We start from the raw sequence: 23,076 nt of genomic DNA, 5'->3' as shown, positions 1-23,076 counted from the left end.
GCAGGGCGACCCTCTCCCACGGGAGAGGGTTAACTGCCGTCAGGCGCGATCTACGGTAAACGCAATCACATCGCCAAGCTGCTCTGCGCCCAGGGCCAGCATCACCAGACGATCCACACCCAGCGCCACGCCGGAGCAATCCGGCAGACCCGCTTTTAAGGCTTCAAGCAAATTAACATCAATAGGCTGCTGCGGCAGACCGCGCGCGGCGCGCTTGCGGTTATCCTGCTCGAAGCGCTGCTGCTGCTCGCGGGCATCAGTCAGTTCGTGGAAGCCGTTCGCCAGTTCGATGCCTTTGTAATAGACCTCAAAACGCTCTGCGACACGATGATCTTCGGTACTGATCTGCGCCAGTGAAGCCTGGCTTGCCGGGAAGTGATAGACAAACGTCGGACGGTCTTTGCCAATCTGCGGTTCTACGCCGAAGGTGAACAGCAGCTGCAGCAGCGTGTCGCGATCCTCTTCGGTATCCGCCACGTTGCTCAGATCCAGCTTTGCCGCTACTTCACGCAGCTGGGTTTTATCCGCCGACAGCGGATCGATTTCCAGATGGCGTTGGAAAGCCTGCTGATAGGAGAGCGTTTCGGCTTCTGAACAGTCCAGCACCTGCTGGAGCAGATCGTCCACCTCATTCATCAGGCGGTACATATCATAATGCGGGCGGTACCACTCCAGCATGGTGAATTCCGGGTTGTGGTGACGACCCATCTCTTCATTACGGAAACTGCGGCACAGCTGATACACCGGGCCACATCCCGCTGCCAGCAGGCGTTTCATGTGATATTCCGGGCTGGTCATCAGGTACAAATTCATCCCCTGAGAGTGGCCGGGGCCAACAAAACGGGTTTCAAACGGGACCAGATGAATATCCGTTACCGTTGCCTGACTCATGCACGGCGTTTCCACCTCAAGGACTCCGCGGTCGGCAAAGAAACGGCGGATCTCCGCCATAATTGCAGCGCGTTTTAACAGATTAGGGATGGATGCGCTCGGCTGCCAGGTGGCCGTTTCGCTCATGAGTTGTTCTCCGATTTCAGACAAGGGCACGAAGTCTACTCGTTAGCAGGGGCAGAGACAAATTTTGCGCAGTAAAAAAGCGCATTTCATTTAGGTGAACTTTTTCGTGACGTATTTCATCAATCTTCATGATAAATCGCCGTACAGAACAGCAAAAAAATCGAACACGTCAAATTTCCCTGACATCTACACGGTTATACTGTTTTACCCATAAAGGAGCAGTGGAAACGCTTTCGCAATCGTCCTTTTGGACGGGTGAACTACCTTTAGTTTGTCGCGTTGCGAAATAACAAAAATCTGGAGGAATGTCGTGCAAACTTTTCAAGCCGATCTTGCCGTAATAGGCGCTGGCGGGGCTGGATTACGTGCTGCGATTGCTGCAGCACAAGCTAATCCCAACGCTAAAATCGCATTGATTTCAAAAGTCTATCCAATGCGTAGCCACACTGTGGCAGCAGAAGGAGGATCCGCCGCCGTTGCGCAGGATCATGACAGCTTTGAATACCATTTCCACGACACGGTTGCAGGGGGCGACTGGCTTTGCGAACAGGATGTCGTTGACTACTTTGTGCATCATTGTCCAACGGAAATGACCCAGCTTGAACAGTGGGGATGTCCGTGGAGCCGCCGTCCGGACGGCAGCGTCAACGTTCGCCGCTTTGGCGGAATGAAGATTGAACGCACCTGGTTCGCCGCCGATAAAACCGGCTTCCATATGCTGCACACCCTGTTCCAGACCTCCCTTCAGTTCCCACAAATTCAGCGCTTCGATGAACATTTCGTCCTCGACATTCTGGTTGATGACGGACACGCGCGCGGCCTGGTGGCGATGAATATGATGGAAGGCACGCTTGTCCAGATCCGCGCCAACGCGGTAGTGATGGCGACGGGCGGTGCGGGTCGCGTTTATCGTTATAACACCAACGGCGGCATCGTCACCGGTGACGGCATGGGCATGGCGCTCAGCCATGGCGTACCCCTGCGCGATATGGAGTTCGTCCAGTATCACCCAACCGGCCTGCCAGGCTCCGGCATTCTGATGACGGAAGGCTGCCGCGGTGAGGGCGGTATTCTGGTCAACAAAAACGGCTACCGCTATCTGCAGGATTACGGCATGGGCCCGGAAACCCCGCTCGGCGAGCCGAAGAACAAATACATGGAACTTGGCCCGCGCGACAAAGTCTCTCAGGCCTTCTGGCACGAGTGGCGCAAAGGCAACACTATCTCCACGCCGCGAGGCGACGTCGTTCACCTCGACCTGCGTCATCTGGGCGAGAAGAAGCTGCTGGAACGTCTTCCGTTCATCTGCGAGCTGGCAAAAGCCTACGTTGGCGTCGACCCGGTGAAAGAGCCGATTCCGGTACGTCCAACGGCGCACTACACCATGGGCGGGATCGAAACCGACCAGCAGTGCGAAACCCGAATTAAAGGCCTGTTCGCCGTTGGCGAGTGTTCCTCTGTGGGCCTGCACGGCGCCAACCGTCTTGGGTCTAACTCGCTGGCAGAGCTGGTCGTCTTTGGCCGCATGGCGGGCGAGCGCGCGATGGAGCGGGCGGCTACCGCAGGCGAAGCCAACGGTGCCGCACTGGATGCGCAGGTTGCAGACGTTGAAAAACGCCTGAAAGATCTGGTGAACCAGGAGGGTAACGAGAACTGGTCTAAGATCCGCGACGAGATGGGCCTGTCGATGGAAGAAGGCTGCGGTATCTACCGTACGCCAGAGCTGATGCAAAAAACCGTCGACAAGCTGGCGGAACTGCAGGAGCGCTTCAAGCGCGTGCGCATCACCGATACCTCCAGCGTATTCAACACCGACCTGCTCTACACTATCGAGCTGGGCCACGGTCTGAACGTAGCGGAATGTATGGCGCACTCTGCGTTGGCGCGTAAAGAGTCACGTGGAGCCCACCAGCGTCTGGACGAAGGCTGCACCGAACGTGACGACGTCAATTTCCTGAAACACACTCTCGCCTGGCGCGATGCGGATGGCACCACACGTCTGGACTACAGCGACGTGAAAATCACCACGCTGCCGCCGGCTAAACGCGTGTACGGTGCAGAAGCAGAAGCCGCCGAGAAGAAGGAGAAGGCGAATGGCTGAGATGCAAAAAATGAAGGTTGAAGTGGTGCGCTACAATCCGGAAGTGGACGCCGCACCGCACAGCGCTTTCTATGAAGTCCCTTATGACGAGCAAACCTCCCTGCTGGATGCGCTCGGCTATATCAAAGACAACCTGGCGCCGGATCTGAGCTACCGCTGGTCCTGCCGCATGGCAATCTGCGGATCCTGCGGCATGATGGTCAACAAGGTGCCGAAGCTGGCCTGTAAGACCTTCCTGCGCGAGTACACCAAAGGCATTAAGGTCGAAGCGCTGGGCAACTTCCCGATTGAACGCGATCTGGTGGTCGATATGACCCACTTTATCGAAAGCCTGGAAGCCATTAAGCCGTACATCATTGGCAACCCGCGCACGCCGGATCAGGGGCCAAACACCCAGACGCCAGCTCAGATGGCGAAATACCATCAGTTCTCTGGATGCATCAACTGCGGCCTCTGCTACGCCGCCTGTCCACAGTTTGGCCTGAACAAGGAGTTCATCGGCCCGGCCGCCATTACCCTGGCGCACCGCTATAACGAGGACAGCCGCGATCACGGTAAAAAAGAACGTATGGCGCAGCTCAATAGCCAGAACGGCGTCTGGAGCTGTACCTTTGTGGGCTACTGCTCCGAAGTCTGTCCGAAGCACGTCGACCCGGCCGCCGCTATTCAGCAGGGTAAAGTGGAAAGCTCGAAAGACTTTCTTATCGCTACCCTGAAACCACGCTAAGGAGTGCATGATGACGACTAAACGCAAAGCCTACGTGCGGCCTGTGCCGTCAACCTGGTGGAAAAATCTGCCGTTTTATCGCTTCTACATGCTGCGTGAAGGCACGGCGGTACCGGCGGTCTGGTTCAGCCTTGAGCTGATGTACGGCGTTTTTGCCCTCAAGCATGGCCCGGAAGCCTGGGCCAGCTTCGTCGGTTTCCTGCAAAACCCGATCATTGTTGTGCTGAATCTGATCGTGCTCGCGGCCGCGCTGCTTCATACCAAAACCTGGTTTGAGCTGGCGCCAAAAGCGGCGAACATCATCGTAAAAGACGAGAAAATGGGGCCAGAGCCGGTGATTAAAGGGCTCTGGGCAGTGACGATTCTGGTCACTGTGGTCATTCTGTTTGTCGCACTGTTCTGGTAAGGAGACTACTGTGATCAATCCAAATCCAAAACGTTCTGACGAGCCGGTCTTCTGGGGACTGTTTGGCGCAGGCGGCATGTGGAGTGCCATCATCGCCCCCGTCATCATCCTGCTGGTCGGCATTATGCTGCCGCTGGGGCTGTTCCCGGGAGATGCGCTGAGCTACGAACGCGTACTGGCGTTCGCGAGCAGCTTTATCGGCCGCGTGTTCATCTTCCTGATGATCGTCCTGCCGCTGTGGTGTGGCCTGCACCGTATTCACCATGCGATGCATGACCTGAAAATCCATGTCCCGAGCGGGAAATGGGTGTTCTACGGTCTGGCAACCATCCTGACCGTAGTAACGCTGATTGCCGTGGTCACCCTCTGACGCTTCAGGCCCGCCATCAGGCGGGCCTTCTATTTTTGCATCTTCCCCACCAGCCACTGGGCAAACTCGCGCATTGCGGGCGTTTCTGCCCGTGACTGCAGCCTCGTGAGCCAGTAGCTGCCGAGGTCAATCTGCGTTGCAAATGGCTGCACGATGCGCTCGCTGTTCAGCAGATGGGTGAACATATCGACAGGGGCAATCGCGATGCCCGTACCTGCCTGCGCGGCTTCCAGCATGGTGACGGACGAATCAAATACCATTACCCGGTGCGTCGGTGAAGGCGGGTTTTCTCCCGCGGCCTGCATCCAGGCGGTCCACTCGTCGCGCCGGTAAGAGCGCAGGAGGGTAAACTTCAGGATATCGGAAGGGGTGTGCAACGCGGCAGCAATGTCAGGTGTGCAAAGCGGCGCAAGCGGTGCAGGGCAAAGAAACGTCGCTTCCGTGCCGTGCCACGCCCCGCCGCCATAACGAATGGCGTAATCAAGTCCTTCAGCCGCCGGATCGACACGGTTGTTATGGGTGGAAAGCTGAAGATCAATATGCGGATAGCAGCGGCGGAAGTCCGCGAGCTGCGAGAATAACACCCCCGTCGCAAATGTCCCGACCACGCCAATTTTGAGCTTCTCCTGCGCGCGCTGGCTGGCAAAGCGATCCAGCATTCCGGCGATACGATCGAACGAGTCATTCAGCACCGGCAGCAAATTCTCGCCTTCGGTAGTCAACATCAGCCCTCGCGAAACGCGAACGAAAAGCTGGCAGTTAAGGTGCTGCTCCAGCGTCTTGACGTGCTGGCTAATCGCGGAATGGGTGACATTCAGCTCAATAGCGGCATGCGTAAAACTGAGGTGCCTGGCGGCTGCTTCAAACGCCCGCAGGGAGTTCAGAGGAAGATAGCTGCGCGTCATGGTCTCGTCCGTTAGAAAAATTAACAGCTAATGCTAAATTTAACCGTTTGTCAGCCATAGTCAAATCCAACAGACTATAGCGGTCTGACGGGCCCGGACACTCCCTTGAACTGCTATTACGGAAGATAACTGATGATGACAAAATCCCTAAGCTGTGCCCTGCTGCTCAGCGTTGCCAGCTCTGCATTCGCCGCACCGATGTCCGAAAAACAGCTGGCTGAGGTGGTGGAACGGACCGTTACGCCGCTGATGAAAGCGCAGGCCATTCCGGGTATGGCGGTGGCGGTGATTTATCAGGGTCAGCCGCACTACTTTACCTTCGGTAAAGCCGATGTTGCGGCGAACAAACCTGTCACTCCACAAACCTTGTTCGAACTGGGTTCTATAAGTAAAACCTTCACCGGCGTACTGGGTGGCGATGCCATTGCTCGCGGTGAAATATCGCTCGGCGATCCGGTGACAAAATACTGGCCTGAACTGACGGGCAAACAGTGGCAGGGGATCCGCATGCTGGATCTGGCAACCTATACCGCAGGCGGTCTGCCGTTACAGGTACCGGATGAGGTCACGGATAACGCCGCTCTGCTGCGCTTTTATCAAAACTGGCAGCCGCAGTGGAAGCCGGGCACCACGCGTCTTTACGCCAATGCCAGCATCGGTCTTTTTGGCGCGCTGGCGGTCAAACCTTCCGGCATGAGCTATGAGCAGGCCATAACGACGCGGGTCTTTAAGCCGCTCAAGCTGGACCATACCTGGATTAACGTTCCGAAAACGGAAGAGGCGCATTACGCCTGGGGATACCGCGACGGTAAAGCGGTCCACGTTTCGCCAGGAATGCTGGATGCAGAAGCCTATGGCGTAAAAACCAACGTGCAGGATATGACAAGCTGGGTGATGGTCAACATGAAGCCGGACTCGCTTCAGGATAGTTCACTCAGGAAAGGCATTGCCCTGGCGCAGTCTCGCTACTGGCGCGTGGGGGCCATGTATCAAGGGTTAGGTTGGGGAATGCTTAACTGGCCGGTCGATGCCAAAACCGTGGTTGAAGGCAGCGACAATAAGGTGGCGCTGGCACCGCTGCCTGCGAGAGAAGTGAATCCACCGGCACCGCCGGTCAACGCGTCCTGGGTCCATAAAACAGGCTCAACCGGCGGGTTTGGCAGCTACGTGGCATTTATTCCTGAAAAACAGCTCGGCATAGTGATGCTGGCGAATAAAAGCTATCCGAACCCTGCCCGCGTTGAGGCGGCATACCGTATCCTCGACGCGCTGCAGTAAAACATTGCCGGGTGGCGCTGCGCTTACCCGGCGAAACACACCGCACAAAAACCACATTTTCCTTGCCGTCATCTACACTTAACAAAAAACAGTAAGGAAACTCCTATGCGCATTCTGCCTGTTATCGCCGCGGTGACAGCCGCGTTTTTAGTGGTTGCCTGCAGTTCCCCTACCCCACCGCCTGGCGTTACCGTCGTCACGCCTTTTGATGCACAACGCTTCCTTGGAACATGGTATGAAATCGCGCGCCTCGACCATCGGTTTGAGCAGGGCTTAGAGAAGGTCACTGCAAATTACAGCCCGATGGATGATGGCGGTATTCAGGTGATCAACCGGGGCTATAATCCCGATCGGGAGATGTGGCAGCAGTCGATTGGGAAAGCGTACTTCACGGGCGACCCGCGACGGGCCGCGCTAAAAGTCTCTTTCTTTGGCCCGTTTTATGGTGGCTATAACGTGATCGCGCTCGACAGAGAGTACCGTCACGCGCTGATCTGCGGGCCGGATCGCGACTATCTGTGGATACTTTCCCGCACGCCAACTATTTCGTCAGAAATGAAACAGCAGATGCTGGACGTCGCGACCCGGCAAGGGTTTGATGTGTCAAAACTGATCTGGGTAAAACAACCCCATTAATGGGTGCTGAGCTTAAGCCCAATGATCCCCGCTACAATCAAGGCGAGGCTGGCGATACGCGCCAGACTCGCTGACTCTCCCAGTAGCAGAATGCCGGTGATGGCGGCCCCCACCGCACCAATGCCCGTCCAGACGGCATAAGCCGTTCCCACAGGCAGCGAGCGCATCGCCCAGGATAACAGGACAATACTCACGATCATCGCGGTTACGGTAATAACGCTGGGCGTCAGGCGGGTAAATCCGTGGGTGTACTTGAGACCAATCGCCCAAACCACTTCGAGCAGACCGGCAATAAAAAGAATGATCCAGGACATTTCAGGCTCCTTAACTTAATAGAAGTTGGGGCCGTCCCCGGTGAAAGAAACGCTTACGGGTCGTCCCGTAAGGCAGAGATTACGCCCCATATTTTGGTTAGCGTGCTATTTTTTTTCAATCTTTTTTTGCTGAACACGTTAAGGCAAGAAATAGCCGCAGTATGGCGCGTAGTTCCGGCATTTAGCACTCATCCGACTTCTCTATGATGATGTGCTTTCTGATGGCAGGAAGCCAAACCACTAGCCGACTGCGAATAAAATATGTTCAAAATTCTCTTGATTGACCGTTGTCACTTTACCCGCACGGGGTTTGAAGCATGGCTCAATCATTCCGGTTTGTTCCCGGGACACTACGTTGTGACCGGGCTGAATAATCTGTTCCTTGCCAGGGAGCACATTCTGCAATGGAAACCCACGCTGGTTATCGCCGATTTGTACGGCTTCAGGCAGGATATTCATCATTTTCAGCAGCTCTCGTCTTTGCTCAACGCCAGTGAACGCTTACCGTTTATTTTGCTGCAATCGGGAGAGGACAACGGCATGACAGACTGGCTCGGACACTTCCCGGTGTGGTCGTCGCTGTTGAAAAACGCCAGTCTCGAAGAAGTGGCAACGACTATAAATGATGCATTAACCTCACGCTCATGCGCTGAAAGGCCCACGGCAGCCGCCCCCTTGCTGACCCGGCAGGAAGAGAAAGTGCTTACATTATGGATGGACGGCGCGAGCAATCAAAAGATTGCTGCCCACCTGAGTATCAACGGAAAAACGGTCTATACCTATAAACGCAATATCCGCATGAAATTGCATATGGATACGCGTTTTTCTCCGTTCTTATCCCTGCAGGAATCAAAAAGCTGACGGTACGAAACGGCTGGTCTCGTACCGTGTGTTAATTACTGCTGAGCTTTAGTTGCCGCACCAGAGATTGCGCTACCACCTTCAGAAATATCCTGACCAACGCCACGCGTGGTATTACAGGCTGTTAATACTGAAGAAAGTACCAAGACTGAAAAGATCGCTGCAATTGTCTTCTTAACCATAATATCTTCCTTTTATAGCCAAAGTTGTTTTGTGTATAGCAACTTAAGGATAGACAAGATCCCGCCGGATGACGGAAAAGGAAGCATTTTTAGGAAAATTAGACGAACTTAGCTGGCGGCGTGAGAAATGATATGACCGAGATCCTGGATATCTTGTCCCATTCCACGGGTGGTGTTACAGCCGGAAAGCAATGCACTGGAAAGCGCTAACAGAAGCAGAATTTTAACGGTACGTTTCATCATCCCTGCCTGCAAAAATCAGGCGCAGCGGGCGCTGCGCCTTCAATCATGACGTAAATTACTTCACGCGGGACACGTATTCGCCGGAGCGGGTATCCACTTTGATCACTTCGCCAGTCTGTACGAACAGTGGAACTTTAACCACTGCGCCGGTAGACAGTTTGGCTGGTTTACCGCCGGTACCTGCGGTATCACCTTTCAGACCTGGATCGGTTTCAACGATTTCCAGTTCTACGAAGTTTGGTGGGGTCACAGCGATAGGCTGACCGTTCCACAGGGTTACGATGCACTCAGCCTGGTCCAGCAGCCATTTAGCGCTATCACCTACCGCTTTCTCATCAGCAGACAGCTGTTCGAAAGTGGAGTTGTTCATGAAATGCCAGAACTCGCCATCGTTGTACAGATAGGTCAGGTTCATATCAACAACATCAGCGCCTTCAGCGGAGTCAGTAGACTTGAAGGTTTTCTCAACACGGGTACCGGTCAGCAGACGGCGCAGCTTAACGCGTGCGAATGCCTGGCCTTTACCTGGTTTAACGAATTCGCTGGCTTCAACCGCGTACGGTTCGCCGTCCATCATGATTTTAAGACCAGCACGAAAATCGTTGCTATAGTACGTTGCCATAAGGCCCTCTAAATTTGTTAACTGGTAGCTAAGCCACAAAATGGCGCATATTGTAACCCTAAACACCCCGTCCAGAGAAGATTGGTTATCGCAACTTGCCGATGTAATCACCAGTCCTGATGAATTGCTGCGTCTTTTAGACCTCGATCAGCACCCAGAGTTGCTTGCCGGCCGCGAGGCAAAGCGCCTTTTCGCCCTGCGCGTTCCCCGTGCGTTTGTGGCGCGGATGGAGAAAGGCAACCCCGACGATCCGCTATTAAAACAAACACTTACTTCGCAGGATGAGTTTATCACCGCGCCGGGATACAGCACCGATCCGCTGGAAGAGCAGAACAGCGTGGTGCCTGGTTTACTGCACAAATATCTCAACCGTGCCCTGCTGCTGGTAAAGGGCGGCTGCGCGGTAAATTGTCGTTATTGCTTCCGTCGGCACTTCCCGTATGCCGAAAACCAGGGCAATAAACGCAACTGGCAGGTCGCGCTGGACTATATTGCCGTCCATTCAGAGCTGGATGAGATTATTTTTTCCGGCGGCGATCCGCTGATGGCAAAAGATCACGAGCTGGACTGGCTGCTGACACAGCTGGAAGCCATCCCGCACATCAAACGTCTGCGCATTCATAGCCGTTTGCCGATTGTTATTCCGGCACGTATCACGGACGGCCTGGTGGCACGCCTTGAGCAGTCTCGCCTGCAGGTGTTGCTGGTGAACCATATCAACCACGGGAACGAAATTGACGATGATTTTCGCGCAGCGATGGCGCGTCTGCGTAAAGCGGGCGTAACGCTGCTGAACCAGAGCGTGCTGCTGCGCGGCGTGAATGACAGCGCCCGCGTGCTGGCTGACCTGAGCAATGCCCTGTTTGATGCGGGCGTGATGCCCTATTACCTGCACGTGCTGGATCGCGTTCAGGGCGCGGCCCATTTCATGGTGACGGATGAAGAAGCCCGGCAGATCATGCGCGAACTGTTAACGCTGGTTTCAGGCTATATGGTGCCGAAGCTGGCACGGGAGATTGGCGGAGAGCCAAGCAAGACGCCGCTGGACTTGCAGCTGCGGCAGCACTAGTTTCCCCTCACCCTAACCCTCTCCCACAGGGAGAGGGAAAAAGGCAATCAGTTCGGGCACTTGTAGACCTGGCCGTTCATCTGGCTGGCGGTCGGCACGAAGCTGGACAGCATACTCTGCGTTGGGCTGCTCACGCCGTAAATGACGTTACCGCCCATTGCCGCAGCCTGGTTACGCAGGGCATTCGCCGCACCGCGCATCGAGCCACCTTCTTCGCCATGCTGACCTGACATCCAGTTGCTTTGCTCACCGGTTGCCGTGCCTAACAGCTGGCATTCACTGCCAGGCTTATCTTCCACAAAGCGAACGCCCTGGCCCGCTGCCGACAGCTCATTGCTGGAGCTACAACCCGCCAGCAGCAATGCTGCCCCTACAATCCCTGCACAGACTTTTACGCGCATGTTATTCCTCGTTTTCAATAAGCTGGACAGTAGTTGTCCGTGTGTAAATCTTATACCTAAAAGATGACCAAAAGAAAAACCCCCGAGCATTTCTGCCCGGGGGTTTTTCACATTCTACGACGTAGAGCGCACGATTACATCATGCCGCCCATACCGCCCATGCCGCCCATACCAGCAGCACCTAAGTCAGGCGCATCGCCTTTAGGCAGGTCGGTCACCATGCATTCGGTGGTGATCATCAGACCAGCAACAGAGGCCGCATACTGCAGAGCAGAACGGGTCACTTTAGTTGGATCCAGGATACCGAAGTCGATCATGTTACCGTATTCTTCAGTTGCTGCGTTGTAACCGTAGTTACCTTCGCCCGCTTTCACGTTGTTCGCAACCACAGATGGCTCTTCACCGGCGTTAGAAACGATCTGACGCAGAGGGGCTTCCATTGCGCGCAGCGCAACTTTGATGCCTACGTTCTGGTCTTCGTTCTGAGCGGTCAGGCCAGCCAATTTAGCGGCAACACGCACCAGCGCGACACCACCACCAGCAACCACGCCTTCTTCTACCGCAGCACGGGTCGCGTGCAGAGCATCGTCAACGCGTGCTTTTTTCTCTTTCATTTCAACTTCGGTAGCAGCACCGACTTTGATTACCGCAACGCCGCCTGCCAGTTTCGCTACGCGCTCCTGCAGTTTTTCACGGTCGTAATCGGAAGTCGCTTCTTCGATCTGCTTACGGATCTGACCAACGCGGCCCTTAATAGCGGCTTCTTCACCCACGCCATCGATGATGGTGGTGGTGTCTTTGTTGATCACAACGCGTTTCGCCTGGCCCAGGTCTTCCAGGGTCGCTTTTTCCAGCTCCATACCGATCTCTTCAGAGATCACGGTACCGCCAGTCAGGGTAGCGATATCCTGCAGCATCGCTTTACGGCGATCGCCGAAGCCAGGTGCTTTAACCGCAGCCACTTTCACGATGCCGCGCATGGTGTTAACCACCAGGGTCGCCAGCGCTTCGCCTTCAACGTCTTCAGCGATGATAACCAGAGGCTTGCCTGCTTTTGCAACGGCTTCCAGTACTGGCAGCATTTCGCGGATGTTGGAGATTTTCTTATCAGCCAGCAGGATGAACGGGCTTTCCAGCTCAACAGCGCCAGTTTCTGGCTTGTTGATGAAGTATGGGGACAGGTAACCGCGGTCGAACTGCATACCTTCTACCACGTCCAGTTCGTCTTCCAGACCGGTACCGTCTTCAACGGTGATTACGCCTTCTTTACCGACTTTGTCCATCGCTTCAGCGATCAGTTTACCTACGGTTTCGTCGGAGTTAGCGGAGATAGTACCAACCTGAGCAATGGCTTTAGAGTCAGAGCACGGTACGGACAGCGCTTTCAGTTCTTCAACAGCGGAGGCGACAGCTTTGTCGATACCACGTTTCAGATCCATTGGGTTCATGCCCGCAGCAACGGCTTTCAGACCTTCGGTGATGATTGCCTGCGCCAGTACGGTCGCGGTAGTGGTACCGTCACCTGCAGCGTCGTTCGCTTTAGAGGCAACTTCTTTCACCATCTGCGCGCCCATGTTTTCGAACTTGTCTTCCAGCTCAATTTCACGTGCTACAGAAACACCATCTTTGGTGATGGTTGGCGCGCCGAAGGATTTATCCAGCACTACGTTGCGGCCTTTCGGGCCCAGGGTCACTTTAACTGCATCTGCCAGTACGTTTACGCCGCGGAGCATTTTTACACGAGCGTCGTTACCGAATTTTACGTCTTTAGCTGCCATGTTCTTATTTCCTCAAATTCTCGTGCGTAAATTACGCTTCAACAATTGCCAGAATGTCGCTCTCGGACATGATCAACACTTCTTCATTGTCGATCTTCTCGGATTTCACGCCGTAGCCATCGTTGAAAATTACGATGTCACCAACTTTAACGTCCAGCGGCTGCACAGTTCCGTTTTCCAGGATGCGGCCCTTACCGACAGCGATGATTTCGCCACGCGTTGATTTGGCTGCTGCAGAACCGGTCAGAACGATGCCGCCAGCAGACTTGGTTTCAACTTCTTTACGTTTGACGATCACACGATCATGTAACGGACGAATACTCATTGATAGCTCTCCTTTGAGAAAGTCATTATCAGTTATGGATGACGCCGGCCCGCATGCGGTTTTCCGACTAGTGCCCTGAGAGATGGGGATAGCTTTTTACCCCTTCAAGGGGGAGTTGAAAAAAAAATTTGCGAAAGTGTTACCATCGCCTCTCTTTTGGTACTGGCAGGGCGATGTCAATGAGTGGACTCAAGCAGGAGTTGGGACTGGCGCAGGGCGTCGGACTGCTCTCAACCTCCTTGTTAGGTACGGGCGTGTTTGCCGTACCCGCACTGGCGGCGCTGGTGGCTGGAAATAACAGCCTGTGGGCGTGGCCGGCGCTGATTGTATTGGTTTTCCCGATAGCCATTGTGTTTGCCATCCTGGGGCGGCATTTCCCCAGCGCGGGCGGCGTGGCGCACTTTGTCGGACTGGCCTTTGGCCCGCGGCTGCAGCGTGTAACCGGCTGGCTGTTTCTCTCCGTCATTCCGGTTGGCCTTCCTGCGGCGTTGCATATTGCGACCGGATTTGGTCAGGCGCTGTTTGGCTGGCATAACGAGCAGTTATTGCTGGCCGAGCTGGGTACGCTGGCAATCGTCTGGTGGGTGGGCTCTCGCGGCGCCAGCTCGAGCGCCAACCTGCAGACGCTGGTTGCGGTGCTGATTGTCGCGCTCGTTGTCGCTATCTGGTGGGCGGGCGATATCACCATCAAGGAAATTCCCTTCCCTGCGCTGACAGACGTCGACCATTCACAGCTTTTCGCCGCGCTCTCCGTCATGTTCTGGTGTTTTGTCGGCCTGGAAGCCTTTGCCCATCTGGCGTCTGAATTTAAGCAGCCTGAACGTGATTTCCCCCGCGCCCTGATGATAGGCCTGCTGCTGGCTGGCACGGTCTATTGGGCGTGTACCGTGCTGGTCTTACACTTCCACGCGTTCGGAGCGGATCTCGCCGCCGCGGCATCGCTGCCGGGTATCGTGGTTGATCTGTTTGGTGTGAAGGCACTGTGGATAGCCTGCGTCATCGGCTATCTGGCCTGTTTTGCCAGCCTCAACATTTATATCCAGAGCTTTGCCCGTCTGGTATGGTCGCAGGCGCTCTACAAACCCGAGAATCGTCTCGCGCGCCTGTCTAAACGCCAGCTTCCGCTGAATGCCCTGAATGCCGTACTGGGCTGCTGCGTGGTGAGCACGCTCTGTATTTACGCACTGAAGATTAATCTGGACGCGCTCATCGTCTACGCCAACGGCATTTTCATCATGATCTACCTGCTGTGCATGCTGGCGGGATGCCGTTTGCTAAAAGGTCGCTATAAAGCTCTGGCGGTCGTCGGGGGTGTGCTTTGCCTGCTGCTGCTGGCGATGGTGGGCTGGAAGAGTTTGTACGCAATTGTCATGCTGGCAGGGCTGTGGGTGTTTTTGCCGAGGCGCGGTGCGCTCCCGGAGGCCCGGTAAGCGAAGCGCCACCGGGCAAAAACATTACCGATCGTCTTTATGGTCTAAACGGTCGTGCTGTTCATCCTTACGCTGATACTCCCCTTCGAAGGTATCGCCCGGTCCGGTGCTAAATCCGCCCCCCGGCATTCGGCTAAAGCGCAGATGCGGCAGCAGCTTCATGGTCAGGTGTTTTTGCACCGGCGGCAGAAGCAGCAGCAGGCCGAGGAAGTCAGTGAAGAACCCCGGCAGGATCAGCAGCAGCCCCGCAATAATCAACGACACGCTTTTGATCATCTCTTCCGCCGGGCTTTCCCCTGCGGCCATCTTCTGCTGCATTATCAGGAAATTTTTGAAACCCTGATTACGCACCAGCGACATGCCGATGACGGAGGTGAAAATCACGAGAATCAGCGTCAGCAGGACGCCCAGCACATGGGCAACCTGAATAAAAATGGAAATCTCAATGTAAACATAGAGGAAGAAAGCAATAAACGGTATCCAGCGCACTGGCATCTCCTGTATGGCAAGGGCCATCGGCCCCTGTCTGAATGTGTTCGCGACGCGCGTTTGTATGAAATGGTGACGGTTAGCGAAAATTCAATCAGTTTGCACGGATATTTTTTTTGGAAATTTTAAAGCGGTGACCCATTTCACAGATTAATAATTATCATGGAATCGGCTCGATAATAAGTGATCCAGCTTACGGCAATTCGCTATCATCAGCATATGATCTCGAGCATCTGGCTGATTGAGGGAATAATCGTCGGCCAGAAAATATTCAAAACCACATAAATACTGTGTGTTTAGTACAATCCATCGGCAGCTTGAAAAGAAGGTTCACATGTTAAACAACATTCGTATCGAAGAAGACTTGTTGGGTACCAGGGAAGTTCCAGCGGATGCCTACTACGGTGTCCACACTCTGAGAGCGATTGAAAACTTCTACATCAGCAACAGCAAAATCAGCGACATCCCTGAGTTTGTCCGTGGCATGGTGATGGTGAAGAAAGCCGCAGCACTGGCCAACAAAGAGCTGCAAACCATTCCTAAAAGCGCGGCAAATGCGATTATCGCAGCCTGCGATGAAGTGCTGAACAACGGCAAATGCATGGACCAGTTCCCGGTTGACGTCTATCAGGGCGGCGCGGGCACCTCCGTCAACATGAATACTAACGAAGTACTGGCAAACATTGGCCTGGAGCTGATGGGTCACCAGAAAGGTGAATACCAGTACCTGAACCCGAACGACCACGTTAACAAATGCCAGTCCACCAACGACGCCTACCCAACCGGCTTCCGTATTGCGGTGTATGCCTCCGTGGTGAAACTGGTGGATGCAATCAACCAACTGGGTGATGGCTTCCAGCGTAAAGCGGTTGAGTTCCAGGACATTCTGAAAATGGGTCGTACCCAGCTGCAGGATGCGGTGCCGATGACCCTCGGCCAGGAATTCCACGCGTTTAACGTACTGCTGAACGAAGAGACCAAAAACCTGCTGCGCACCTCCGAGCTGCTTCTGGAAGTGAACCTGGGCGCCACCGCCATCGGTACGCGTCTGAACACCCCGGATGGCTATCAGCAGCTGGCGGTACAGAAGCTGGCTGAAGTCTCTAACCTGCCGGTTGTGCCTGCAGAAGACCTGATTGAAGCGACCTCAGACTGCGGCGCTTACGTCATGGTACACAGCGCGCTGAAACGTCTGGCAGTGAAACTGTCCAAAATCTGTAACGACCTGCGCCTGCTCTCTTCCGGTCCGCGCGCTGGCCTGAATGAAATCAACCTGCCAGAGCTGCAGGCCGGTTCATCCATCATGCCGGCCAAGGTGAACCCGGTGGTGCCAGAAGTGGTGAACCAGGTTTGCTTCAAAGTCATCGGTAACGATACGACCGTGACCATGGCCTCTGAAGCGGGTCAGCTGCAGCTGAACGTGATGGAGCCGGTGATTGGCCAGGCGATGTTTGAATCTATCCACATCCTGACGAACGCCTGCTACAACCTGCTGGAAAAATGCATTAACGGCATCACGGCGAATAAAGAAGTCTGTGAAGGTTATGTCTACAACTCCATCGGGATCGTCACCTACCTCAACCCGTTCATCGGTCACCACAACGGCGACATCGTCGGTAAGATTTGTGCCGAAACCGGTAAGAGTGTACGTGAAGTAGTACTGGAGCGCGGGCTGTTGACCGAAGCCGAGCTGGACGATATCTTCTCGGCCCAAAACCTGATGCACCCGGCATATAAAGCGAAACGATATACCGATGAAAGCGAACAGTAACCGTTCAGGCTAGGCTTCTTAAGGCACGTCACTTGTGACGTGCCTTTTTTCTTTTTAGGCGTTACCAAAATACAACAATTCAATATCAACTTGTTAATAAGCAAGGCAGGTCCTTATGTTTGGAGCAGAACTCGTCATCGTCTTGTTGGCGATTTATTTGGGAGCACGACTCGGGGGTATCGGCATCGGTTTTGCCGGCGGTCTTGGAGTGCTCGTTCTTACCCTTATCTTTCAGATTAAACCCGGCGCTATACCGTTCGACGTTATCGAAATCATCATGGCTGTTATTGCCGCTATTGCCGCCATGCAGGTGGCAGGCGGTATGGACTACCTGGTAAGCCTGGCGGAGCGTATGCTACGCCGCCATCCAAAATACATTACCTTCCTTGCTCCGCTGGTGACATGGTTTATGACCATTCTCGCCGGTACGGGCCACACCGCTTTCTCCACGTTACCGGTGATTACCGAAGTGGCGAAAGAACAGGGTATCCGTCCGTCGCGTCCGCTCTCCATTGCGGTCGTCGCGTCCCAGATCGCCATTACCGCCTCACCGATTTCCGCGGCGGTGGTCTTCTTCGCCGGTATCCTTGAGCCGATGGGCGTGAGCTACCTGACGCTGCTGGCGATCTGTATCCCGGTGACGCTGATCGCGGTGATGATTACCGCAGTGCTGTGTAACTTCCTCGGCGCTGAACTGAAAGACGATCCGGTTTATCAGGAGCGTCTTGCAAAAGGTGAAGTGAGCCTGCGCGGCAGTCAGGTCTTCGAACTGAAGCCACACGCGAAACGCTCCGTGCTGCTGTTCCTGATTGGTATCGTTGCCGTCATGTTCTACGCGACCGCCATCAGCGATACCGTAGGTCTGATCCAGAACCCGGTTCTGCCGCGTAACGAAGCGATTGTCGTGTTTATGCTGACCATCGCCACGCTGATTAGCATCACCTGTAAAATTGATACCAGCGAAGTGCTGAACGCCAGCACCTTTAAATCCGGTATGAGCGCCTGCGTGTGCGTGCTGGGTGTGGCGTGGCTCGGTGATACTTTCGTTAAAGCGCACATCAGCGACATTCAGACCGTGGCCGGGGACCTGCTGCACAACTATCCATGGCTGCTGGCGGTCGTGCTGTTCTTTGCTGCGACCCTGCTTTACTCTCAGGCCGCGACCACCAAAGCGCTGATGCCTGCGGCACTGATGCTGGGCGTAACGCCGTTGACCGCCATCGCCTCGTTTGCTGCCGTCTCCGCCCTGTTCGTGCTGCCTACCTACCCAACCCTGCTGGCGGCGGTAGAGATGGATGACACCGGCTCAACCCGTATCGGTAAGTATGTGTTTAACCATGCGTTCCTGATCCCGGGCGTTGTCGCCATTTCACTTTGCGTGATCCTCGGCTTTATCATCGGTGGCGTGGTGCTGTAAACCGCTCCCGGTTGTAAAAATAGTTAAAATCGGGCCGCTCTGCGGCCCGTTTCATTAATGACCAACCGCCTTGCGTGATATAGTTAAACCTTTCGTGATGAGGAGGTCGACTTGTGAACACGCCTGATGCTGTTGTCGTACTTTGTACCGCCCCTGATGAAGCCTCTGCCCAGGATCTCGCCGCCAAAGTGCTGGCCGAAAAACTGGCAGCCTGCGTTACGCTCCTCCCCGGTGCCACCTCTCTTTACTATTGGGAAGGTAAGCTGGAGCAAGAGTACGAGGTCCAGATGTTGCTCAAAACCAATCTGGCAAATCAGCAGGCACTCCTGGACTGCCTCAAATCTCATCATCCTTACCAAACCCCGGAGCTGCTGGTGGTGCCAGTGGTTCATGGCGATAACGACTATCTCTCATGGCTCAACGCTTCCTTACGCTGATTCTGCTGCTGTGCAGCACATCAGTATTTGCCGGGTTATTTGACGCGCCCGGCCGTTCGAACTTCATCCCTGCCGACCAGGCGTTTGTTTTCGATTTTCAGCAAAACCAGCATGACCTTACGCTCAACTGGCAGGTGAAAGAGGGCTATTACCTCTATCGCAAGCAGGTGAGCATTACGCCTGCTCAGGCCAGCGTGGGCGCATTACAGATGCCCGCTGGCGAGTGGCATGAAGATGAGTTTTACGGCAAAAGCGAGATCTATCGCCAGCGCATGATCGTGCCTGTTACGGTGAATCAGGCGGATAAAGGCGCGACGCTGACGGTGACCTATCAGGGGTGCGCGGATGCCGGATTCTGCTATCCGCCGGAAACGAAGGTTGTTCCGCTCAGCGAAGTGAAAGCGGCTGCTGCCGTTTCCCCTCTCCCCTCGGACGAGAAGAGCGAAGACCACGCAGACCTTCCATTCTCGGCGCTCTGGGCCTTCCTGATTGGGATTGGCATTGCCTTTACACCCTGCGTGCTGCCCATGTATCCGCTCATCTCTGGCATCGTGCTGGGCGGCAAACAGCGCCTTTCCACAGCCCGCGCGCTGCTGCTGGCCTTAATTTACGTGCAGGGTATGGCATTGACCTACACGGCCCTTGGACTTGTGGTTGCCGCTGCCGGGTTACAGTTCCAGGCCGCACTGCAGCATCCTTATGTGCTGATTGGCCTGTCGGCGATATTTATCCTGCTGGCGCTGTCGATGTTTGGCCTGTTCACGCTGCAGTTGCCCTCCTCGCTGCAAACCCGCTTAACGCTGATGAGTAATCGCCAGCAGGGTGGTTCGGCAGGCGGCGTGTTCGCAATGGGTGCCATTGCCGGGCTGGTTTGTTCCCCTTGCACCACCGCGCCGCTTAGCGCCATCCTGCTCTATATCGCCCAGAGCGGAAACATGTGGCTCGGCGGCGGAACGTTGTACCTGTATGCCCTGGGCATGGGTCTGCCGCTGATTCTGGTCACGGTTTTCGGCAATCGACTGCTGCCGAAGAGCGGCCCGTGGATGGAAACGGTGAAAACCGCATTTGGCTTTGTCATTCTGGCGCTGCCGGTGTTCCTGCTGGAGCGTATCATCGGTGACGTCTGGGGTATGCGCCTGTGGGCTATGCTCGGCGTAGCGTTCTTCAGCTGGGCATTTATCACCAGTCTGGGAGCGAAACGACCGTGGATGCGTTTGGTGCAAATTATCCTGCTCGCCGCCGCGCTGGTAAGCGTACGCCCGCTGCAGGACTGGGCGTTTGGTTCACCCGTGGGTCAGATGCAGGCGCATCTGAACTTCACCCAAATAAAGAACGTGGAAGAACTTAACAGCGCCCTAGCGGAGGCGAAAGGCAAACCGGTGATGCTCGATCTCTATGCCGACTGGTGTGTCGCCTGCAAAGAGTTTGAAAAATACACCTTTAGCGATCCGCAGGTGCAGCGCGCCCTGAAAGAGACGGTGCTTCTTCAGGCGAACGTCACCGCCAACGATGCGCAGGATAGGGACCTGCTGAAACAGCTTAACGTTCTCGGTCTGCCCACCATTTTGTTCTTTAATGAACGGGGTGAAGAGCAGCCAGAAAAGCGTGTAACCGGGTTTATGGATGCAGCGGCATTCAGCGCGCATTTGCGCAATCGCCAACCGTAAACAACACTTTAGACGGGACAAACCGTTGGGAATAGCGGAGGAGATAACCGTGCAACGTGAAGACGTACTGGGACAAGCTCTGCAATTACTTGAGATTCAAGGGATCGCCAGCACCACGCTTGAGATGGTAGCCGACCGTATCGATTACCCCCTGGATGAACTTAAGCGCTTCTGGCCGGATAAAGAGGCGCTACTCTATGATGCCCTGCGCTATCTCAGCCAGCAGGTTGATATCTGGCGCAGGCAGCTGATGCTGAATGAAGAACTGACTGCGGAGCAGAAGCTGCTGGCGCGCTATACCGCCCTGACGGAATGTGTCAGCAACAACCGGTACCCGGGTTGTCTGTTTATCGCCGCCTGCACTTATTTTCCCGACCCTGGGCATCCTATCCACCAGTTAGCAGATCAGCAAAAACGGGCGGCTCATGACTTCACCCATGAGCTGTTGACCACCCTGGAAGTCGACGATCCGGCGATGGTGGCGAAGCAGATGGAACTGGTGCTGGAAGGTTGCCTCAGCCGCATGCTGGTAAACCGTAGCCAGGCCGATGTGGATACAGCGCACCGCCTGGCGGAAGATATTCTGCGCTTTGCTCAGTGCCGTATGGGCGGGGCGCTGACCTAAGCCAGCATGCCAGCCCAGGAAGAGACGATAAGACACAGCGCCATCAGGCGTTGAAACCGCACCATCGCTACGGTGGTGCGAAAAATTCGGTTCACCGCTTTACCCAGCCACGCCCAGCACATCAAACAGGCTATTGAGATCAGCAGAAACCATAGCGCCATTAGCGCAATATCCCGCAATGCATGATCGCCAGCAGGCGCAAACAGACTGACGACGGCCAGCGCCATCATCCAGGTTTTAGGGTTCACGATCTGCAGCAGTGCAGCCGCCTGAGCGGTAAATTGGATATGGTTCTCAGCGCTGAGACGAGCGGCCGGGGCGCGAAACAGCTGCCAGCTCATCCAGCTTAGCCACAGCACGCCTGTCCAGCTCATGAGCTGACGTATTAGAGGATACTGACGCAGCACTTCCCCTGCGCCGGCGCCTGATATCAGCACAATCGCACTGGCCGCGATACATCCGCCCAGAATAGCTGGTACGGTATTTTTAACGCCAAAGCGCTGGCTGTTCGTCAGCACCAGAATATTGGTTGGCCCCGGCGTAATGGAGGCGACAAAGGCGAACAACAGAAAGGGTATCAAACTCACAGGTGGCTCCTTTTTATTAGAGCCATGAATGTGCCGCTATTTTTTGGAAACGTCTGGAAGGTTTGTGCACAACCGGCGGTAGTGTGCAGGAGAGATACGGTAAGCCCGCTGAAACCAGCGCCCCAGATGGCTTTGATCGGCAAATCCCACTGCCGCAGCCACATCAACAGGCTGGTCGCCACACGCAAGCAGCTGTCGGGCCTTTGCCAGACGCAGTTGAATAAGCCATGCGTGAGGCGCCAGGTTGAACTCGCGCTTAAAACAGCGCGTCAGGGTGAAGCGATCGGTGCCCGTCTCGCGCGCAAGGTCTGATAGCCCTACGTTCTCGCCGATATGTGCATAGAGATAGTCGCGCGCACGGTACGCCACGGCAGCACTTTGTAACTGCGACGGCAGCTTTTTACGCCAGTGGCAATGGGCGGTGATCCGGGAGAGCAGATTATCCATTGCGCTCTGCTGAACGATCTTCAACTCATTATTATGCAGGGTGGAAAATGTCTCGCCGATAGCGCGCACCAGCTGCGGCTCCCGCGTCAGCGTTTGGGCAAAGTGGAGTGAATAACTCCCGGGAGTAGATTCGTAAAGCCCCTGTAGCGCACGGATAAGCCAGCGCTCATCAAGATAGAAGGTCAGATAGGTAAAACCACCCTCTACAGGCGCATCTCCGTCGTGGATTTCACCAGGCTCGAGGAGGAAAGCGTCGCCCGGCTGGCTGCGATGACGCTCACGGCGGCAGTGAAACTGCTGCGTGCCGGAGAGGGTTATCCCTACCAGGTAGCTATCGTGCCAGTGCGGATCAAATGCATGCCCTTCGAAATGCGCTTTAATCGTCTCAATACCCGTATCTGCATGCTGACGCAGTTCAAGCCAGTCATTCACCATTACTGCCCTCCTCTTACTATCAGCATTGCCGTATTACACTGGTTCTGTCTGGAAGATTTGTGCATTTTCGCGGCGAAAGCGGACAGATTGCCGTAAACTTAAGCAGTTGAACAGCTTTTCCCGAAATAATGTTGACGATAGAGCGTGATTGCGGTTTAATGCGCTCCGTTGCCCGGATAGCTCAGTCGGTAGAGCAGGGGATTGAAAATCCCCGTGTCCTTGGTTCGATTCCGAGTCCGGGCACCACTATTTAAAGAACCCAGCCTATGGCTGGGTTTTTGCTTTTCTGCGTTTATAAATCCCTTCTTTGTATTCTTGTTTCTCTTTGTCGTGGGATCGTGCGGTCTGTATTGCCAATTTGCAGCTTTGCCTTATCGGGCCTACTAAACCCGTAGATCCGGCAAGTGCAGCGACACCGTGAGCACAAAGCAAAAAACCCCGCACCTTTCGGTACGGGGTTCTTCTATTTTGATGCCTGGCAGTTCCCTACTCTCACATGGGGAGACCCCACACTACCATCGGCGCTACGGCGTTTC

Annotated in this window: 26 protein-coding genes and 1 tRNA gene; 15 read left to right on the top strand and 12 right to left on the bottom strand. The window is 55.0% G+C overall.

Annotated elements, in window-relative coordinates; all coding sequences use genetic code 11:
• Nucleotides 1-39: 39 nt before the first annotated feature.
• The gene (gene epmA, locus UR504_RS18915; protein WP_024907345.1) at nt 40-1,017 is read right to left on the bottom strand and encodes an elongation factor P--(R)-beta-lysine ligase; all 978 of its coding nucleotides are present in this window, start codon (nt 1,015-1,017) and stop codon (nt 40-42) included.
• A 310-nt stretch (nt 1,018-1,327) separates the two neighbouring features.
• On the opposite strand from epmA, the gene frdA reads away from it, so the two are divergent.
• Genes frdA through frdD form a run of 4 tightly spaced genes read left to right on the top strand, consistent with a single transcriptional unit; the run spans nt 1,328 to nt 4,621 of the window.
• Nucleotides 1,328-3,118 carry a fumarate reductase (quinol) flavoprotein subunit gene (gene frdA / locus UR504_RS18910; protein WP_008502932.1) on the top strand — a complete coding sequence of 597 codons (1,791 nt, stop codon included), beginning with the start codon at nt 1,328-1,330 and terminating at the stop codon, nt 3,116-3,118.
• Nucleotides 3,111-3,845: a succinate dehydrogenase/fumarate reductase iron-sulfur subunit gene (locus UR504_RS18905; protein WP_023310124.1), complete on the top strand. Its 735-nt coding sequence runs from the start codon at nt 3,111-3,113 to the stop codon at nt 3,843-3,845. The genes frdA and UR504_RS18905 overlap by 8 nt, the downstream gene beginning before the upstream one ends.
• Nucleotides 3,846-3,855: 10 nt before the next feature.
• Entirely contained in the window at nt 3,856-4,251 is a 396-nt protein-coding gene (gene frdC, locus UR504_RS18900; RefSeq protein ID WP_111965403.1) for a fumarate reductase subunit FrdC, read from the top strand.
• Nucleotides 4,252-4,261: 10 nt separating this feature from the next.
• Nucleotides 4,262-4,621 carry a fumarate reductase subunit FrdD gene (gene frdD / locus UR504_RS18895; protein ID WP_032662398.1) on the top strand — a complete coding sequence of 120 codons (360 nt, stop codon included), beginning with the start codon at nt 4,262-4,264 and terminating at the stop codon, nt 4,619-4,621.
• A gap of 29 nt (nt 4,622-4,650) precedes the next feature.
• Here frdD and ampR read toward each other — a convergent pair whose 3' ends face one another.
• Nucleotides 4,651-5,526 carry a LysR family transcriptional regulator AmpR gene (ampR, locus tag UR504_RS18890; RefSeq protein ID WP_271369029.1) on the bottom strand — a complete coding sequence of 292 codons (876 nt, stop codon included), beginning with the start codon at nt 5,524-5,526 and terminating at the stop codon, nt 4,651-4,653.
• Between the two features lie 132 nt (nt 5,527-5,658).
• On the opposite strand from ampR, the gene blaACT reads away from it, so the two are divergent.
• Together blaACT and UR504_RS18880 are read left to right on the top strand one after the other, a co-directional pair.
• Nucleotides 5,659-6,804, top strand: coding sequence for an ACT family cephalosporin-hydrolyzing class C beta-lactamase (gene blaACT, locus UR504_RS18885; RefSeq protein ID WP_320740015.1), 1,146 nt, complete (start codon nt 5,659-5,661; stop codon nt 6,802-6,804).
• A 105-nt stretch (nt 6,805-6,909) separates the two neighbouring features.
• Complete coding sequence (locus tag UR504_RS18880; protein WP_302235561.1) at nt 6,910-7,440, top strand: lipocalin family protein; 531 nt, start codon at nt 6,910-6,912, stop codon at nt 7,438-7,440.
• On the opposite strand, the gene sugE is transcribed toward UR504_RS18880, so the two are convergent.
• Nucleotides 7,437-7,754 carry a quaternary ammonium compound efflux SMR transporter SugE gene (gene sugE / locus UR504_RS18875; protein ID WP_006178944.1) on the bottom strand — a complete coding sequence of 106 codons (318 nt, stop codon included), beginning with the start codon at nt 7,752-7,754 and terminating at the stop codon, nt 7,437-7,439. The genes UR504_RS18880 and sugE overlap by 4 nt on opposite strands.
• A gap of 261 nt (nt 7,755-8,015) precedes the next feature.
• Here sugE and UR504_RS18870 point away from each other — a divergent pair, with 261 nt between their 5' ends.
• A complete protein-coding gene (locus UR504_RS18870) occupies nt 8,016-8,615 on the top strand; it encodes a helix-turn-helix transcriptional regulator (protein WP_115876639.1) in 600 nt (199 codons plus the stop codon).
• Nucleotides 8,616-8,650: 35 nt separating this feature from the next.
• Here UR504_RS18870 and ecnB read toward each other — a convergent pair whose 3' ends face one another.
• The 3 genes from ecnB to efp all read right to left on the bottom strand — a co-directional run bounded on the left by ecnB (nt 8,651) and on the right by efp (nt 9,662).
• Nucleotides 8,651-8,797 carry a lipoprotein toxin entericidin B gene (ecnB, locus tag UR504_RS18865; RefSeq protein ID WP_003025482.1) on the bottom strand — a complete coding sequence of 49 codons (147 nt, stop codon included), beginning with the start codon at nt 8,795-8,797 and terminating at the stop codon, nt 8,651-8,653.
• Nucleotides 8,798-8,905: 108 nt separating this feature from the next.
• Nucleotides 8,906-9,037, bottom strand: a complete 132-nt coding sequence (locus tag UR504_RS18860; protein ID WP_024907352.1) for an entericidin A/B family lipoprotein — start codon at nt 9,035-9,037, stop codon at nt 8,906-8,908.
• 58 nt (nt 9,038-9,095) lie between these two features.
• Nucleotides 9,096-9,662, bottom strand: a complete 567-nt coding sequence (gene efp, locus UR504_RS18855; protein ID WP_008502940.1) for an elongation factor P — start codon at nt 9,660-9,662, stop codon at nt 9,096-9,098.
• 40 nt (nt 9,663-9,702) lie between these two features.
• Here efp and epmB point away from each other — a divergent pair, with 40 nt between their 5' ends.
• Nucleotides 9,703-10,731 (top strand): EF-P beta-lysylation protein EpmB, encoded by a 1,029-nt coding sequence (gene epmB, locus UR504_RS18850; RefSeq protein ID WP_115876640.1) that lies wholly within the window; start codon nt 9,703-9,705, stop codon nt 10,729-10,731.
• 47 nt (nt 10,732-10,778) lie between these two features.
• Here epmB and UR504_RS18845 read toward each other — a convergent pair whose 3' ends face one another.
• The 3 genes from UR504_RS18845 to UR504_RS18835 form a co-directional block, all read right to left on the bottom strand.
• Nucleotides 10,779-11,132, bottom strand: a complete 354-nt coding sequence (locus UR504_RS18845) for a DUF4156 domain-containing protein (RefSeq protein WP_023310115.1) — start codon at nt 11,130-11,132, stop codon at nt 10,779-10,781.
• 134 nt (nt 11,133-11,266) lie between these two features.
• Nucleotides 11,267-12,910 carry a chaperonin GroEL gene (gene groL / locus UR504_RS18840; protein ID WP_302235558.1) on the bottom strand — a complete coding sequence of 548 codons (1,644 nt, stop codon included), beginning with the start codon at nt 12,908-12,910 and terminating at the stop codon, nt 11,267-11,269.
• A gap of 31 nt (nt 12,911-12,941) precedes the next feature.
• A complete protein-coding gene (locus UR504_RS18835; protein ID WP_003855929.1) occupies nt 12,942-13,235 on the bottom strand; it encodes a co-chaperone GroES in 294 nt (97 codons plus the stop codon).
• Nucleotides 13,236-13,414: 179 nt separating this feature from the next.
• On the opposite strand from UR504_RS18835, the gene yjeH reads away from it, so the two are divergent.
• Nucleotides 13,415-14,665: an L-methionine/branched-chain amino acid transporter gene (gene yjeH, locus UR504_RS18830; RefSeq protein ID WP_115876641.1), complete on the top strand. Its 1,251-nt coding sequence runs from the start codon at nt 13,415-13,417 to the stop codon at nt 14,663-14,665.
• 24 nt (nt 14,666-14,689) lie between these two features.
• Here yjeH and UR504_RS18825 read toward each other — a convergent pair whose 3' ends face one another.
• Nucleotides 14,690-15,154: an FxsA family protein gene (locus UR504_RS18825; RefSeq protein ID WP_023616652.1), complete on the bottom strand. Its 465-nt coding sequence runs from the start codon at nt 15,152-15,154 to the stop codon at nt 14,690-14,692.
• 334 nt (nt 15,155-15,488) lie between these two features.
• On the opposite strand from UR504_RS18825, the gene aspA reads away from it, so the two are divergent.
• The 5 genes from aspA to UR504_RS18800 all read left to right on the top strand — a co-directional run bounded on the left by aspA (nt 15,489) and on the right by UR504_RS18800 (nt 21,071).
• A complete protein-coding gene (gene aspA / locus UR504_RS18820; protein ID WP_003855923.1) occupies nt 15,489-16,925 on the top strand; it encodes an aspartate ammonia-lyase in 1,437 nt (478 codons plus the stop codon).
• A 115-nt stretch (nt 16,926-17,040) separates the two neighbouring features.
• Complete coding sequence (locus UR504_RS18815) at nt 17,041-18,342, top strand: anaerobic C4-dicarboxylate transporter (protein WP_024907357.1); 1,302 nt, start codon at nt 17,041-17,043, stop codon at nt 18,340-18,342.
• 113 nt (nt 18,343-18,455) lie between these two features.
• Nucleotides 18,456-18,779 (top strand): divalent cation tolerance protein CutA, encoded by a 324-nt coding sequence (gene cutA, locus UR504_RS18810; protein WP_111965412.1) that lies wholly within the window; start codon nt 18,456-18,458, stop codon nt 18,777-18,779.
• Nucleotides 18,755-20,446 (top strand): protein-disulfide reductase DsbD, encoded by a 1,692-nt coding sequence (locus tag UR504_RS18805; RefSeq protein ID WP_320740013.1) that lies wholly within the window; start codon nt 18,755-18,757, stop codon nt 20,444-20,446. Before cutA ends, UR504_RS18805 begins: the two co-directional genes overlap by 25 nt.
• A 49-nt stretch (nt 20,447-20,495) precedes the next feature.
• Nucleotides 20,496-21,071: a transcriptional regulator gene (locus UR504_RS18800; RefSeq protein WP_032643754.1), complete on the top strand. Its 576-nt coding sequence runs from the start codon at nt 20,496-20,498 to the stop codon at nt 21,069-21,071.
• On the opposite strand, the gene UR504_RS18795 is transcribed toward UR504_RS18800, so the two are convergent.
• Both UR504_RS18795 and UR504_RS18790 read right to left on the bottom strand, forming a co-directional pair.
• On the bottom strand, nt 21,068-21,658 hold the full coding sequence (locus UR504_RS18795; protein WP_302235555.1) for a LysE family translocator: 591 nt from the start codon (nt 21,656-21,658) through the stop codon (nt 21,068-21,070). The genes UR504_RS18800 and UR504_RS18795 overlap by 4 nt on opposite strands.
• Nucleotides 21,659-21,694: 36 nt before the next feature.
• Nucleotides 21,695-22,540, bottom strand: a complete 846-nt coding sequence (locus tag UR504_RS18790; RefSeq protein WP_133293614.1) for an AraC family transcriptional regulator — start codon at nt 22,538-22,540, stop codon at nt 21,695-21,697.
• A 170-nt stretch (nt 22,541-22,710) separates the two neighbouring features.
• Here UR504_RS18790 and UR504_RS18785 point away from each other — a divergent pair.
• Nucleotides 22,711-22,786, top strand: a tRNA-Phe gene (locus UR504_RS18785).
• The last annotated feature ends 290 nt before the right edge of the window (nt 22,787-23,076 follow it).

This window comes from Enterobacter sp. 241F3, from assembly GCF_034106785.1.
Lineage (GTDB): Bacteria > Pseudomonadota > Gammaproteobacteria > Enterobacterales > Enterobacteriaceae > Enterobacter > Enterobacter vonholyi.
Note: the sequence above shows the minus strand (reverse complement) of the source record. Positions and strands in the feature narration are given on the sequence as shown.

Bases quoted from the DNA above. Each gene is read 5' to 3' on its own strand.
- epmA (WP_024907345.1), bottom strand. From the start codon at position 1,017: ATGAGCGAAACGGCCACCTGGCAGCCGAGCGCATCCATCCCTAATCTG.
- UR504_RS18905 (WP_023310124.1), top strand. From the start codon at position 3,111: ATGGCTGAGATGCAAAAAATGAAGGTTGAAGTGGTGCGCTACAATCCG.
- frdC (WP_111965403.1), top strand. From the start codon at position 3,856: ATGACGACTAAACGCAAAGCCTACGTGCGGCCTGTGCCGTCAACCTGG.
- ampR (WP_271369029.1), bottom strand. From the start codon at position 5,526: ATGACGCGCAGCTATCTTCCTCTGAACTCCCTGCGGGCGTTTGAAGCA.
- blaACT (WP_320740015.1), top strand. From the start codon at position 5,659: ATGATGACAAAATCCCTAAGCTGTGCCCTGCTGCTCAGCGTTGCCAGC.
- UR504_RS18880 (WP_302235561.1), top strand. From the start codon at position 6,910: ATGCGCATTCTGCCTGTTATCGCCGCGGTGACAGCCGCGTTTTTAGTG.
- sugE (WP_006178944.1), bottom strand. From the start codon at position 7,754: ATGTCCTGGATCATTCTTTTTATTGCCGGTCTGCTCGAAGTGGTTTGG.
- UR504_RS18870 (WP_115876639.1), top strand. From the start codon at position 8,016: ATGTTCAAAATTCTCTTGATTGACCGTTGTCACTTTACCCGCACGGGG.
- ecnB (WP_003025482.1), bottom strand. From the start codon at position 8,797: ATGGTTAAGAAGACAATTGCAGCGATCTTTTCAGTCTTGGTACTTTCT.
- UR504_RS18860 (WP_024907352.1), bottom strand. From the start codon at position 9,037: ATGAAACGTACCGTTAAAATTCTGCTTCTGTTAGCGCTTTCCAGTGCA.
- efp (WP_008502940.1), bottom strand. From the start codon at position 9,662: ATGGCAACGTACTATAGCAACGATTTTCGTGCTGGTCTTAAAATCATG.
- epmB (WP_115876640.1), top strand. From the start codon at position 9,703: ATGGCGCATATTGTAACCCTAAACACCCCGTCCAGAGAAGATTGGTTA.
- UR504_RS18845 (WP_023310115.1), bottom strand. From the start codon at position 11,132: ATGCGCGTAAAAGTCTGTGCAGGGATTGTAGGGGCAGCATTGCTGCTG.
- groL (WP_302235558.1), bottom strand. From the start codon at position 12,910: ATGGCAGCTAAAGACGTAAAATTCGGTAACGACGCTCGTGTAAAAATG.
- UR504_RS18835 (WP_003855929.1), bottom strand. From the start codon at position 13,235: ATGAGTATTCGTCCGTTACATGATCGTGTGATCGTCAAACGTAAAGAA.
- yjeH (WP_115876641.1), top strand. From the start codon at position 13,415: ATGAGTGGACTCAAGCAGGAGTTGGGACTGGCGCAGGGCGTCGGACTG.
- aspA (WP_003855923.1), top strand. From the start codon at position 15,489: ATGTTAAACAACATTCGTATCGAAGAAGACTTGTTGGGTACCAGGGAA.
- UR504_RS18815 (WP_024907357.1), top strand. From the start codon at position 17,041: ATGTTTGGAGCAGAACTCGTCATCGTCTTGTTGGCGATTTATTTGGGA.
- UR504_RS18805 (WP_320740013.1), top strand. From the start codon at position 18,755: ATGGCTCAACGCTTCCTTACGCTGATTCTGCTGCTGTGCAGCACATCA.
- UR504_RS18790 (WP_133293614.1), bottom strand. From the start codon at position 22,540: ATGGTGAATGACTGGCTTGAACTGCGTCAGCATGCAGATACGGGTATT.